This window comes from Nocardioides alpinus, assembly GCF_900112035.1.
Classification (GTDB): Bacteria; Actinomycetota; Actinomycetes; order Propionibacteriales; family Nocardioidaceae; genus Nocardioides; species Nocardioides alpinus.
The window spans coordinates 976,486-989,357 of sequence record NZ_FOKC01000001.1; the positions used below are offsets into that span (position 1 = coordinate 976,486).

General features: G+C 73.9%; 11 protein-coding genes. 7 read left to right on the forward strand and 4 right to left on the reverse strand.

What is annotated here, in order from left to right:
* Positions 1-6 precede the first annotated feature (6 nt).
* Positions 7-1,188: a helix-turn-helix domain-containing protein gene (locus tag BM127_RS04710; protein ID WP_091194924.1), complete on the forward strand. Its 1,182-nt coding sequence runs from the start codon at positions 7-9 to the stop codon at positions 1,186-1,188.
* A 21-nt stretch (positions 1,189-1,209) separates the two neighbouring features.
* Here the strand turns inward: BM127_RS04710 and BM127_RS04715 are convergent, their stop codons facing one another.
* The gene (locus BM127_RS04715) at positions 1,210-2,703 is read right to left on the reverse strand and encodes an amidohydrolase (protein ID WP_091194926.1); all 1,494 of its coding nucleotides are present in this window, start codon (positions 2,701-2,703) and stop codon (positions 1,210-1,212) included.
* A 60-nt stretch (positions 2,704-2,763) separates the two neighbouring features.
* Between BM127_RS04715 and BM127_RS04720 the strand changes: the two genes are divergently transcribed.
* Together BM127_RS04720 and BM127_RS04725 are read left to right on the forward strand one after the other, a co-directional pair.
* Positions 2,764-3,408, forward strand: coding sequence for a hypothetical protein (locus tag BM127_RS04720; protein WP_091194928.1), 645 nt, complete (start codon positions 2,764-2,766; stop codon positions 3,406-3,408).
* A complete protein-coding gene (locus BM127_RS04725) occupies positions 3,409-4,059 on the forward strand; it encodes a hypothetical protein (protein ID WP_091194929.1) in 651 nt (216 codons plus the stop codon).
* 24 nt (positions 4,060-4,083) lie between these two features.
* Here the strand turns inward: BM127_RS04725 and BM127_RS04730 are convergent, their stop codons facing one another.
* Positions 4,084-5,544 (reverse strand): serine/threonine-protein kinase, encoded by a 1,461-nt coding sequence (locus BM127_RS04730; protein WP_157829674.1) that lies wholly within the window; start codon positions 5,542-5,544, stop codon positions 4,084-4,086.
* 20 nt (positions 5,545-5,564) lie between these two features.
* Between BM127_RS04730 and BM127_RS04735 the strand changes: the two genes are divergently transcribed.
* From BM127_RS04735 to BM127_RS04745, 3 genes are read left to right on the forward strand one after another with little or no spacing between them, the layout of a single operon-like run.
* Positions 5,565-6,143 (forward strand): RNA polymerase sigma factor, encoded by a 579-nt coding sequence (locus BM127_RS04735; RefSeq protein ID WP_091194933.1) that lies wholly within the window; start codon positions 5,565-5,567, stop codon positions 6,141-6,143.
* Positions 6,144-6,187: 44 nt separating this feature from the next.
* Entirely contained in the window at positions 6,188-7,687 is a 1,500-nt protein-coding gene (locus BM127_RS04740) for a M1 family metallopeptidase (RefSeq protein WP_091194934.1), read from the forward strand.
* A complete protein-coding gene (locus tag BM127_RS04745; RefSeq protein ID WP_091194936.1) occupies positions 7,684-9,156 on the forward strand; it encodes a carboxyl transferase domain-containing protein in 1,473 nt (490 codons plus the stop codon). Before BM127_RS04740 ends, BM127_RS04745 begins: the two co-directional genes overlap by 4 nt.
* A 122-nt stretch (positions 9,157-9,278) precedes the next feature.
* On the opposite strand, the gene BM127_RS04750 is transcribed toward BM127_RS04745, so the two are convergent.
* Both BM127_RS04750 and BM127_RS04755 read right to left on the reverse strand, forming a co-directional pair.
* The gene (locus BM127_RS04750) at positions 9,279-10,301 is read right to left on the reverse strand and encodes a coiled-coil domain-containing protein (RefSeq protein WP_139227644.1); all 1,023 of its coding nucleotides are present in this window, start codon (positions 10,299-10,301) and stop codon (positions 9,279-9,281) included.
* Positions 10,294-11,751, reverse strand: coding sequence for a coiled-coil domain-containing protein (locus tag BM127_RS04755; RefSeq protein WP_091194940.1), 1,458 nt, complete (start codon positions 11,749-11,751; stop codon positions 10,294-10,296). The genes BM127_RS04750 and BM127_RS04755 overlap by 8 nt, the downstream gene beginning before the upstream one ends.
* A gap of 135 nt (positions 11,752-11,886) precedes the next feature.
* On the opposite strand from BM127_RS04755, the gene BM127_RS04760 reads away from it, so the two are divergent.
* Positions 11,887-12,837, forward strand: a complete 951-nt coding sequence (locus BM127_RS04760) for an NAD-dependent epimerase/dehydratase family protein (protein ID WP_091194941.1) — start codon at positions 11,887-11,889, stop codon at positions 12,835-12,837.
* The last annotated feature ends 35 nt before the right edge of the window (positions 12,838-12,872 follow it).

A 12,872-nucleotide genomic window follows, 5' to 3' on the forward strand; every position in this document is an offset into this window, starting at 1 on the left:
GTCCCGATGGTCCACCGCACTGTGCGCCCCGCCACACAATTCCCGACCGTGGTCGGGCTCGACCCGGCCGTCGCCGCCGCCCTGCGCAAGCGGCTCGCCGAGGTGGCCGACAGCGCCGTGCTGCGCATCATCGAGGAGGTGCCCAGCTATGCCGGCGCGTGGAGCGGCCGGATGGGCGAGGTGATCCGCAACGCCGTCCAGCTCGCCCTCGGCGGGTTCCTCACCCTCGCCACGCGCCAGGACGCCGACGCCCCCAAGGCGCCGGCGATCGAGGGTGCCTACCAGCTCGGGCGTGGCGAGGCGCGCGCCGGGCGCACGGTCGAGGCGTTGCTCTCGGCCTACCGGATCGGTGCGCGCGCCTCGTGGCGCGAGATGGCCGACACCGCGGTGGAGGCGGGGGTGGACTCCGGCCAGCTGGCGAGGTTCGCCGAGCTGGTCTTCGCCTACATCGACGAGCTGTCGGCAGCGTCGGTCGCGGGCCACACCGACGAGCTCGAGAGCAGCGGCCGGGTGCGGCAGCGCAACCTCGAGCGGTTGGCGCGGGCGCTGCTCACCGGGGCACCGGCCGATGCGGTCAACGCCGCTGCCGAGCGCGCCGGCTGGGAGCCCCCCGCGACCCTGACCGCGATCGTGCTCCCCGAGTCGCAGGTCTCCCACGCCCTGACCGCCCTCGACCAGCGGACGCTCCAGCCCACCGACGACGTCCCCGGGCTGCCGGAAGGCCACACCTCGCTGCTCGCGCCCGGCGCCGGGTCGGCCACGGCACGACGTACGTTGCTGCGAGCACTGCAGGGGACCGAGGCGGTCGTCGGTCCGAGCACGCCGTGGCTCGAGGCGGCGGCGTCCTACCGCCGCGCGCTGCGTTGCGACGCCCTCGGGATCGAGGGTCTCGTCGACTCCGACGACCACCTCGCCGCGCTCGTCCTCGCCGCCGATGCCGACGCCCGCGCCGACCTGCGCGCGCGGGTGCTCGCGCCGCTGGCCGACCTGCGTCCCTCGACCGCGGAGAAGCTCACCGACACCCTGCGCAGCTGGCTGCTCCACCACGGCCGGCGCGACGCGGTGGCCGAGGAGCTGTTCGTCCACGCGCAGACGGTGCGCTACCGCGTCGGCCAGCTCCGCGAGGTCTACGGCGACCGGCTCGAGGACCCGGCGTTCGTGCTGGACGCGACGCTGGCGCTGGCCTGAGGGCGCGGCGCGCCGCGAGGCTCAGGGGCGCTCGTACGCCGCCTCGCCCGCGACCCAGGTCGCGACGACCTGGTCGGCGAAGGCCTGGAGCCGCAGGGCGTGCTCGCGGTCGGAGTCCCCCGCCAGCGGGTCGGCGTCGAGGAGCACCAGGTCGGCCGGGTGACCGACCGCGACCGTGCCCCAGCCGTCGGTGGAGGCGGCGAGCGCCTCGCGGGCCGTGATCGACAGCTCGGGGTGCCACGGCTCCCGCTCGTCACCCGAGCGGTGGATCGCGGCCGCGACCGCCAGCCACGGGTCGAGCGGCGACACGGGTGCGTCGGAGCCGAGGGCCACGTCGACACCGGCGTCGAGCATCCAGCGCAGCGGGAAGCAGCGTTCGGCGCGGCCCGGCCACAGCCGCTCCGTGACGTCGCGGTCGTCGAGGAGGTGGGCGGGCTGCACGCTCGCTCGGATGCCGAGCTCGGCCATCCGGCGTACGTCGTCGCGCGTGGTGAGCTGCACGTGCTCGATGCCCCCGCGGGCGCCGGTCTCCTCGAACGCGGCCAGCGCCTCGGTGACCGCGCGGTCGCCGATCGCGTGCACGGCGACGTCGAGCCCACCGGCCGCGGCGCGGGCGAGCAGGGCACGCAGCTCGTCCGGCGACTGGTTGGGCTGGCCCTCCTCGGCGCCGGGGACGGCCTTCTCGGCGTAGGGCTCGCAGCACCAGGCGGTGCGGGTGTTGAGGGATCCGTCGCTGATGATCTTGAGCGGACCCATGGTCAGCCGGGGGTCCCCGTCGAGCGGATCACCTGAGCGGAGGCCGCGGGCCAGCACGTCGTCGAGGCCGTCGGCGTAGCACGCGTGCCGGATCCGGAGCAGGTCCGCACCGTCGGCCCATCGCTCGGCCCAGTCGGCCACGCCGCCGCTGAACTCCAGGTCGACCAGCCCGACCACGCCCGACGCGGCAGCAGCCTCCATGGACCGTCGGTAGGCCTCGGGACTGGTGCCGTCGGAGCCGACGACGCCGGCCAGCCGGCCGTAGGCCATGAACCACTCCGCCTCGGTCACCACGCTGTCACGGGTCGGCAGCGCCAGCATGTGCAGCGCGATCGTGTTGAGCCAGCCGTGGTGGCCGTCGCCGGCGATCAGCACGATCGGCTGCTCGGTGTCGATGGCGTCGAGGTCGGAGACGGCCGGGTTGTCGGCCCAGGCGGTGGGCCGGTGGCCCCACCCGATCACCGGCAGGTCCGGCCACTCCTCCAGCCGCTCGCGCACCAGCGTCACCGCCTCGACGCTGGACCGAGCAGGGGCGAGGTCGAGCCGGGCCGACGCGAGGGTCCACTGGCCGAGGTGCACGTGCTGGTCCCAGAGGCCGGGCATCAGCCAGCGCCCGCCCCCGTCGTACGCCGTCTCGTCGGCCGCGAGCCCCAGGTCGGGGCCCACCTCGACGACCCGCCCGCCCTCGATGCGCACGTCGAGCGGCGCAGGGGTCGCGTCGTCGGTCAGGGCCACCAGACGCACGTCGCGGATGAGCATGGGCCCACCGTAGGAGGTGTGGCGCCGGGGTGTCGGCGCTGCCCCCGGTAGGTTGGCCCCATGAAGTGGCGGGGGCCGGTGGTGCTCGTCGCGCTCGTGGCGGTCGGCACCGGGACCGGCTACGCGGCAGCGGCGCAGACGCGGGACGCGACGATCGGGGTCGGCGTCCCTGCCCCCGTGCCCGCCCAGCGTCCCGAGCAGCCGGTCGAGGCACCGCAGCCGTTCGCCGAGGACCCCGACGACCCGCCGCTGCAGCCGGACCTCCCGATGACGACGACCACGCGCGGGTCCGGGAAGTTCGAGATCACCTTCCCCGCCCCCACCGGCTGGACGACCAACACCAACGCGTCCAACGAGTGGAAGTGGAAGCAGCCCGGCACGTCCAACAACACCTACGTCATGCGGATCGAGCAGATCAACAGCCAGGACATCACCATCGAGGACGCGATCGACATCCGTGTCAGGCGGCTGCGCGACGAGCAGGAGGACGTGTTCATCGTCGACCGGGGCGCCGACTCGCTGGAGTACACCTACCGCAGCAACGAGGGCAACGCCCGGCACAGCTTCATGCGGTGGCTCGACCTCGATGCCAGCGGCCAGGCCGACGTCGAGATCGTCGTGCACGGCAGGGAGGTCGACGTCGACGGCACCCGCGACCTGATCCAGCGCGTCGGCGACGGCATGCGCGGGGCATCGAGCGCCTAGGTGGACGGATCATCGATCGTGTCGCGGCGGGGGCTGGTGGTGCTCGGAGTGCTGGTCGCGACCGCGCTGGTGGCGGGGTTCGGGGTGTCCATGGCCGTCGCCGAGCACCCGTCCGGCGGCGGGCCGGCGGCACCGGTCTCGGCGCAGTCGCCGAGCCTGCCCGTGGACCCCGTGCCCGAGCTGTTGCCCGACCCGGCGACACCTCCCCTCGCGCAGGACCTCGAGCTGGTCCGGCAGCAGGTCGGCAGCGGTGACTTCCAGATGACCCTGCCCGTGCCGCGCGGCTGGACCTTCTCACCCAACTCCCTCAACGAGTGGCAGTGGCGACCGCCCGACCAGCCCTCCTTCGGCTATGTCCTGCGGGTGGAGCAGGTCCTGAGCAACCGGCGTTCGATCGACTGGACCCTCGACCGGCGCATCGACGACCTCGACGAGGACGAGGAGAACCTGACCGTCCTCGACCAGACCGAGGACAGCCTCCACTTCACCTACGTCACGTCCAACCACCTGCGCCACGGCTACCTCACCTGGTTGGACCTCACCGGCTCGGACAACGCCCAGGTCGAGATCGCGGTCACCGGCCGCGACGTCGACGACCCCGGGATGGCCGACCTGATCGACCGGATCGCGGCGGACGTCAAGCTGGGCTGAGACCCGCGCCGGGTCCGGCCACAGCTAGATGCCGTAGGTCGTGACGGACTCGAGGACGCGGTTGGCGGTCGCCCGGTCGTCGCTGCGCACCTGCACCCACAGGAGCCGGTTGGACGTCAGCTGGACGACCCGCTCGACGGTGACGTCGGCGCCCGGGCAACCGTTGAAGAACACGGTCATCGAGTCGTCGTCGTCCTGCTGGTCCTCGATCAGTGAGCCGGCGGTGTCGCAGACCGGGTGCTGGGGGACGCGGGAGGGCAGCTTGTCGCCGACCAGGATGCCGACGAAGACGCCCGGTGCAGGATCGTCATCGGTGTTCCACCCCTCCCTGCTGCCGGCGGCGATCGAGGGCTGCACCTGGCTCCCCTCGGCCGGGGTCCACTGCTCGGGGTCGACCTGGGCGGTCCACTCCTCCGGGACCGTCACCGAGATCGTGCCGGTGGCGTCGTCGAGGGTCCGCTCGGCGGTCGCGGCCCGCTCCACGGCCCACCCGGCGCCACCCCCGACGACCAGCGCGAGCACCCCGGCCACCAGCCACGGCACGCGTCGGCGGCGCCGCGACGGGCCGGGGAGCGGGGGGAGGTCGTCGGTGTCGGCGGTCGGATCGGGCCGCCGCGCGGCCCGGGTGAGGTCGGGGTCGGCCGGGACCCAGGCCTCGGGTGCCTCGCCGACCTCCCCGCCCAGGGCGTCGACGAGTGCGGTCGTGAAGGACTCGACGTCGTCGAAGCGGTCGGCGCGGTCCTTCGACAGCCCCCTGAGCACGACCGCCTCCGCCTCCGGGTTGTCGATGTCCATGGCCGCGGGCGGCTCGGGGTTCTCGGCCGCGGCGAGGCTCTTGTGGTGGTAGGGCTGGCGGCCGGCGAGGAGGTAGTAGGAGAGGGCAGCGAGGGAGAACTGGTCGGCCCGCGCGTCCAGGCCCTCGCCGAGCGCCTGCTCGGGGGCGACGTACGTCGGGGTGCCGCCGACCAGGGTGAGCCGTGACGACATGTCCATCGCCTTGCCGAGCCCGAGGTCGCCGACCATCGCCACGACCTGCGACCCGCGGGCGTTCTCGATGGTCCGGAAGAGCACGTTGGCGGGCTTGATGTCGCGGTGCAGGACGCCGCGGTCGTGCAGCGCGGTCAGGCCCAGCCCGACCTGCGTGATGACGGCCAGCGCCTGCGCCGGCTCCAGCGCGGCCAGCTCGAGGCGGTCGGCCAGCGTGCCCTGGTCGGCGTACGCCATCACCAGGTAGGGGCGGTCGTCGGCGAGCTCGCCGGCGTCGTACACGGTGACGACGTGGGGCGACTCGACCTTGCGGAGGAAGCGGCCCTCCTCCAGGAAGCGCTGGCGGATGTGCAGGTCGCCGGTCCAGTTGTCGGCCAGGACCTTGATCGCCACGGGCGAGTCGAGGTGCTCGTCGTAGGCGAGCCAGACGGTCGCGAAGGCTCCCGAACCGATGCGGCGGCGCACCGGATAACGACCGAGACGAGAAGGAGCGGACACCCGGGCATTATCGTGCAGGGGTGAGCAATTCGGGGGACCACGGGGTCGCGGCGACGCCGGACGAGATCGACGAGCTGGCGCGGACCGCCCGCGACGGGGACCGCGACGCGCTCGAGTCGCTGCTGGGCGAGGTACGCCCTCGGGTGCTGAACATCTGCCGCGGCGTGCTTCCCTACTCCGGCGACGCCGAGGACGCCTGCCAGGAGGCGATGCTCAACGTCGCGACGAAGATCGGCTCGTGGGGCGGCCGCGGCCGGTTCACCACGTGGCTGCACGTCGTGTCGGTCAACAGCGCGCGCACGACGTACCGCCGGTTGAAGAACCTCGCCACGCCCACCGACTTCGAGGACGGCGCCCACGACCGGCCCGACCCGCGCACCACCAGCGTCATCGCCGGCACCCGCCTCGACCTGCTCGAGGCGATGGAGAGCATCGAGCGCGACCACCCGCAGTACGTCGAGCCGCTGCTGCTGCGCGACGTCTACGGCCTCCCCTACGACGAGATCGCCGCGCTCGTCGGTGCCCCGCTCGGCACGGTGAAGGCGCAGATCCACCACGGCCGGAAGCTGGCGCGGCCCCTCCTCCGGGGCGATCGGTGAGCCACGCGCGGTCGAGTGCGCTCGCGGCAGTGTCCGCCGCAGGGATGCGCACTCGACTCGTCGCCGCGCTGCTGCTCGCCGTCCTCACCGGCTGCTCCTCCGGCGCCGAGGCCCCCGACGAGCTGGCCACCCCGGAGCCGTCGGCCGCCGCGTCCAGCGACGGTGAGGACGGCGTGGCGGCGTCCTCCGCCGCGCCGGTCACCGAGGCGGCCCAACAGGACCTCGACCTTGCGCTGTCCACCCCGGCCGAGGACAGCGTCTACCCCGACGTCGGCGACCCGCGCGTCGACGCCCTCCTCTACGACCTCGACCTCGCCTGGGACCCGACCGCGGAGCAACTCACCGCCAGCGCCGTCGTGACGTTCCGCGCCACCCGCACCGCACCGCGGTTCCAGCTCGACCTGGGACCGGGGCTCACCGTCGGCGACGTCACCCTCGACGGTGAGGGGGTGGGGTTCGCGCGGCGCGGCAAGAACCTCGTCGTGCGGGCCGCCGTCGAGCAGGACCAGCGCTACGAGCTCGCCCTCGACTACGTCGGCACGCCCGAGCCGGCGCCTGCCCCGACCACCCGCAGCGACTTCTCCACCACCGGCTTCACCATCACCGACTCCGGCGAGGTGTGGACGATGCAGGAGCCCTTCGGCGCCTACACCTGGTACCCCGTCAACGACCACCCGTCCGACAAGGCGCTCTACGACGTCACGGTCCGCGCGCCCGCCCCGTGGACCGGGATCTCCAACGGCCACCTCACCGAGCTGACCACCGACGCCGGGACCACCACCACGTCGTGGCAGCTCACCGAGCCGGCGTCGTCCTACCTCGTCACCCTCGCCATCGGCGACTACGCCCACGCGAGCAACGCCTCCGAGTCGGGACTGCGGGTGGACTACTGGACCCCGCGCGGCATGGTCATGGGCCTCGACAACCTGCAGACCGCCGCCGCGTCGATCGACTGGATCGAGACCAAGCTCGGGCCCTACCCCTTCGACTCCCTCGGCCTCGTCGTCACCGACTCGCAGAGCGCGATGGAGACCCAGACGATGGTGACGCTGGGCAACACCGACTACGTCCTGTCACCGCAGGTGATCACCCACGAGCTCGTCCACCAGTGGTACGGCGACCAGGTCTCGCCGTCGGACTGGCGCGACGTGTGGCTCAACGAGGGCATGACGATGCTGCTGCAGTGGATCTACGAGGACGAGCACGACATCCGTCCCCTGCGCGACACCATCCAGACGGCCCGCGCGGGCGATCAGTCCCTGCGCGACCAGTACGGCCCGCCCGGGGCGTACGACCCGCAGCAGTTCGGCGCGTCCAACATCTACTACACGCCTGCGCTCATGTGGAACGAGCTGCGCCTCGAGCTCGGCGACGACGAGTTCTACGCGATCGCGCGGTCGTGGCTCGAGCAGCACGACAACATGTCGGTCTCCCGCGAGCAGATCTTCGCGCACTGGGAGTCCGCGACGGGCCGCGAGCTGTCCCGCTTCTTCGACGGCTGGATCACCGGACCGCGTACGCCGAAGCCGGGCGTCCCTGCATGAGCCGCCTGTCCGCGCACGACCTGATCGACCTGGTCCTCGACGACGACTCGTGGTCCTCGTGGGACACGCCGCCGGCGCGGGACGGGATCAGTGAGGCGTACGCCGCCGAGCTGGCCGCCGCGGCCGAGAAGTCCGGGGTCGACGAGTCCGTGCTGACCGGCGAGGCGCGGCTGCACGGGCGTCGGATCGGCGTGCTGGTGGGCGAGTTCGGCTTCCTCGCCGGCTCCATCGGACGTGCCGCTGCAGACCGGATCGTGGCCGGCATCGAGCGCGCGACCCGGGAGGGACTGCCCCTCGTCGCGGCCCCGATCAGCGGTGGCACCCGGATGCAGGAGGGCACGCCCGCCTTCGTGCAGATGGTGCGGATCTCCGCGGCTGTCGCGGCCCACCGCACCGCGGGGCTGCCCTACCTCGTCTACCTGCGCAACCCGACGACCGGCGGCGTGATGGCCTCGTGGGGCTCGCTCGGCCACGTGACCGTCGCCGAGCCCGGCGCCCTGGTCGGCTTCCTCGGGCCCCGGGTCTACGAGGCGCTCTACGACAGGCCGTTCCCCAGCGACGTACAGACCTCGGAGAACCTCTACGCGCACGGCATCATCGACGCCGTCCTGCCGCCCGACGAGATCGGTGAGATCCTCGACCGCGCGCTGAGCATCCTGATGGCTGCCCGCGAGGGCGTGGCCCCGGTCGCCGACCCCGGGCAGGAGTCGGTCCCCGACGTCGACGCGTGGGACTGCGTGACGCGGTCGCGGCGCCCCGACCGGCCCGGCGTACGACGTCTGCTGCGCTACGCCGCGAGCGACGTCGTGCCGCTCAACGGGACCGGGCAGGGCGAGTCGGACCCCGGGCTGCTCATCGCGCTGGCGAGGTTCGGCGAGGCTCCGTGTGTCTTCCTCGGGCAGGACCGGCGCGGCCAGACCACCGACCACCCGATGGGTCCGGAGGCACTGCGCGAGGCGCGGCGCGGGATGCGCCTCGCCTCCGAGCTCGGGCTGCCGCTCGTGACCGTCATCGACACCCAGGGTGCTGCCCTCTCAGCGGACGCGGAGAACGGCGGACTGGCCGGCGAGATCGCGCGCTCGCTCGCCGACCTGGTGACGCTGGACGCGCCGACCCTGTGCCTCATGCTCGGCGAGGGCAACGGCGGCGGAGCGCTGGCACTGATCCCGGCCGACCGTGTGGTCGCCGCGCAGCACGCGTGGCTCTCGCCGTTGCCGCCGGAGGGAGCGTCTGCGATCGTGCACCGCGACCTCGACCACGCCCCGGAGATGGCACGGGCCCAGCAGGTGCGAGCGCTCGACCTCTACAGGCGCGGCATCGTCGACCGGATCGTGGCGGAGAAGCCCGACGCCGCCGACGAGCCCGAGGCGTTCTGCCGCCGGGTCGGGGCAGTCCTCGAGCACGAGCTCAGCGCGCTGCTGGCCGCCGGGCCGGGGTCGGCGACGAAGCGGGCGCGCAGATACGTCTGAGGGTCGCCGACTCGTCGCGCGGTGCGTGAGGCAGGTTCCGGGGCCTCAGAACCTGCGTGGCTCACCGCTGCTGGGATGGGTGGTGCGTGAGGCAGGTTCCGGGGCCTCAGAACCTGCGTGGCTCACCGCTGCTCGGGGGACTCAGGCGCGTCACCCTCGGGCTGTACGTCGTCCGCGACCGGCGCGTCGTCGGCCTCCGGCGCTTGGTCGGTGGCCACCTCGACCTCGCTAGGCGTCTCCGGGACCGCAGCGACCGCGCCGACCCCCGGCACGCTCGTGCCGGTGAGGGTGGCCAGCATCTGCCGGACGTTGGAGAGCTGGGCGTTGATGCTGTCGCGGCGCTGCGACGCGGCGGCGAGCTCGCGCTCGGACTCGGCCCGCACCCGGTCGGCCGTCGCGCGGGCCTCGGCCACCATCGTCGTCGAGCGCTCCTCGGCGTCGGCGAGCAGGCGCGCCACCTTGGCCTCGGCCTCGCTGCGCGTCCGCTCCATCGCCGACTCGGCGTCGCGGTTGCGGGCCGTCATCGCGTCGAGCTCGGCCTGGGTCGCGGCCTGCTGGGCCTGGAACTCGGAGGTGGAGCGCTGCCGGCGCTCGGCCAACGTCGTCTCGAAGTCGGCGGCGGCCTGGGCGGCCTGGGCCCGCGCGTCCTCGTGCAGCGCCTCGGCCTCGGCACGACGCGCGGAGGCGTCACGCTCGGCGGCGTCACGCTCGGAGTCGGCGGCCGTGCGCGCGTCGGCGACGAGCCGCGCGCCCTCCGCGTCGGCGTCGCGTCGGGTCTCCTCGGCGTACCTGTCCGCATCCGAGCGGACCGCCTGTGACGCGGCCTCGGCGTCCTTGCGCAGCGCCTCGACCTCACCGACCACGCGGTCGCGGATCTCGGCCGCCTCGGCCTCGGCGAGGGAGAGGATCTGGCCGATGCGCTCGCCGAGGTGGTCGTACGTCGGCAGCTCCGGCTCCTGCGCCTCCCGCGAGACCAGCGCCTCCCGGGAGGTCGAGGCCTCGCCGCGCGCCTGCTCCGCGGCTGCCTCGGCGGCCGCCAGCCGCTTCTGCAGCTCCGCGACCTCGCCCCGCGCCTGGCCGATCGCGCGCTCGACCTCGGCGGGGTCGTAGCCACGGCGCACCGTCGTGAACATCTCTTCAGGCATCGGAGCTCTCCAGGTCGTCGGGGGTGGTGGGAGTGGGGGTGGGGGCATGGACGGTGGGGGTGTCCGCGGCCTGCTCGCGCTCGGGGACCGACAGCGCCTCGATGACGCCGGAGAGCTGGGCGAGCTCGGCGGCGATGCCGTCGCGCTGGGTCTGGAGCTGCGCGATCTCGGCGCGGGCCCGCTCGAGCGCACGGCGCGCGCCGTCGCGGAGCTGGTCGGCCTCGGCCCGTCCGTCCGCGACGAGGGCGAGTGACTCCTCGCGGGCGCGGCGACGGTCCTCCGCGGCCTCGGCGCGGCTGCGGGTGACCTCCTCGGCCACGAGCGCGCGCAGGCTGGCCGCACCGGACTCCGCCTCGGCGCGACGACGCTCGAGACGGGCGACGGCACGCTCGGACTCGTCGGTCGCGTCCGCGACGACCCGTGCGGCCTCGGCCTCGGCGCGCTCGCGCGTGGCCGTGACCTCGCTCTCCACCTCGGCGAGCGCGAGGGCGGCGACCTGGGCCAGGTCGTCGGCGCGCTGCCGGGCATCGGCGAGCTCGAGGGCCATCCGTCCGGCGACCGCGGCGATGACGCCCTGCAGGCGACGGCGTACGGCACTGGTGTGGGCGCCGACCTCCGCGTGCCCGGCCTTGCGGATCACGTCGGCCTCGCCAGCGGCACCGTCGAGCACGGAGCGGACCGTGGCGGTCGCCCACTCGGTCTGCTCGGCGGCCTGGCGCAGCTGCTCCTCGCTCTCGGCGCGGGCCACGGCGAGGGTCTGGTCGGCGGCCAGTCGGACCCGCTCGGCCTCGGCAGCCGTGCTGCTGCGCAGCTCCTCGGCGTGACGGGTGGCCTCGTCGAGCATCCGCGCGGACTCCGCGGAGGCGCTCGCGCGCAGGGACTCGGCCTCCGTGGTCGCGGAGTCGAGGTGGTGCTGGCCGGTGGCACGCCCCTCCTCCACCAGCCGGGCGGCGGTCTCCTGAGCGGCAGCGACCGCAGCATCGGCCTCGACCTTCGCGGCCTCGAGGAGCGAGGACGTCTCGGCCGCTGCGGTGTCGCGCAGCCCCTGCGCCTCGGTCCGCAGCGCGTGCGCGTCCTGCTGCGCCCGGGACCGCAGCTCCTCTGCCTCGACCCTCGCCTGCGCGACCTCCTGGTCGCGCGCGCTCCCCGCCGAGCTCATCAGCAGCCCGGCCTGCTCGTGGGCGTCGACGACGATGGTCGCCGCCTCCTCCGAGGCGCCGGCCAGGACCTGCTCGGCCTGCTTGCGGGCCCGCCCGGCCTCGGCGTGATCGCGGTCGGCCTCGGCCATCAGCCGACGGGCCTCCTCGCGCAGCACGGCGAGGTCCGCGGTGAGCCGGTCGGCCTCCTGCCGGGCCTCGCTCTGCAGCTGGTCGGCCACCTGTTGCGCGCGGGCCAGCAGCGCAGCAGCTGGCGCCTCGCCTGAGGCAGCCGTGGCAGCATCGAGGGCCATGGGCCCGCTCCCTTCACGCACGATCCGAGAGCCCCAGTCTCGCAGCGCGACGGCCCACCTGACAAAGGGGTCCACGCGTTGCGCTGACAGCGAACCGCCTTGCCCGTCCCCGGCCCTGACCAGTGGAGTGGACCCATGAAGCTGCTCGTGCTCGGTGGCACCCGGTTCGTCTCCCGCGAGGTCGCGACCCAGGCCGTCACGCGGGGGTGGGACGTCACCTGCGCCTGCCGCGGGGAGTCAGGGACGCTGCCCGACGGCGTACGTCACCTGTCATGGGACCGTGCGGACGAGGCACCCGACGCACTCCGCGAGGGCGTGTGGGACGCCGTCATCGATGTCGCGCGCCTCCCGTCCCACGTCCGTCGTGCGGTGGCAGCGACCGCCGAGGCCCACTGGGTCTTCGTCTCGACGGTCAGCGTCTACTCCGACAACTCGTCCCCCGCAATGGGTCCGTTCGCGGAGCCGGTCACCGACGACGTCGACCTTGCCGTCGATCCCGATGCCTACGGCGGCATGAAGGTGGCGTGCGAGCAGGTCGTGCACTCGCAGGCCGCGTCGAGCGTCGTCGCGCGACCGGGTCTCATCGTCGGTCCCGGCGACCCGACCGGTCGTTTCGCGCACTGGCCCCAGCGGCTGGCGCGCGGCGGGGAGGTGCTGGCGCCCGGGCGACCCGAGGACGTCGTCCAGGTGATCGACGTACGCGACCTCGCGACCTGGCTGCTCGACCTGGCCGAGTCGCGGACGACCGGCGCCTACGACGCGGTCGGCACGCCGATGCCGCTGGGTGAGCTGCTGTTTGCAGTGGGCGCCGGGGTCGGCAACCCGTCCCCTGACCTCACCTGGGTGGACCAGGACTTCCTCGAGGGGCAGGGCGTGGAGCCCTGGTCCGGCGAGGGCTCGCTGCCGCTGTGGCTGCCGCGCCCGGAGTACGGCGGCATGCTCGCGCACGACCCCGGCCCGGCCGTCGCGGCCGGACTCCGGCTGCGGTCCGTCGAGGAGACCGCGCCGGGCTGCCTCGACTCCCCCGTCGTGGCGATCTCGCCCGAGCGGGAGGCCGAGGTGCTGGCCGCCTGGCACGCCCGGTGACCGGCGTACGCCCGGAAATCCAGGGACGAACTGGT

Coding starts and splice junctions, on each gene's coding strand:
- BM127_RS04760 (WP_091194941.1), top strand. CDS start 11,887: ATGAAGCTGCTCGTGCTCGGTGGCACCCGGTTCGTCTCCCGCGAGGTC.
- BM127_RS04745 (WP_091194936.1), top strand. CDS start 7,684: ATGAGCCGCCTGTCCGCGCACGACCTGATCGACCTGGTCCTCGACGAC.
- BM127_RS04715 (WP_091194926.1), bottom strand. CDS start 2,703: ATGCTCATCCGCGACGTGCGTCTGGTGGCCCTGACCGACGACGCGACC.
- BM127_RS04755 (WP_091194940.1), bottom strand. CDS start 11,751: ATGGCCCTCGATGCTGCCACGGCTGCCTCAGGCGAGGCGCCAGCTGCT.
- BM127_RS04720 (WP_091194928.1), top strand. CDS start 2,764: ATGAAGTGGCGGGGGCCGGTGGTGCTCGTCGCGCTCGTGGCGGTCGGC.
- BM127_RS04750 (WP_139227644.1), bottom strand. CDS start 10,301: ATGCCTGAAGAGATGTTCACGACGGTGCGCCGTGGCTACGACCCCGCC.
- BM127_RS04710 (WP_091194924.1), top strand. CDS start 7: ATGGTCCACCGCACTGTGCGCCCCGCCACACAATTCCCGACCGTGGTC.
- BM127_RS04740 (WP_091194934.1), top strand. CDS start 6,188: ATGCGCACTCGACTCGTCGCCGCGCTGCTGCTCGCCGTCCTCACCGGC.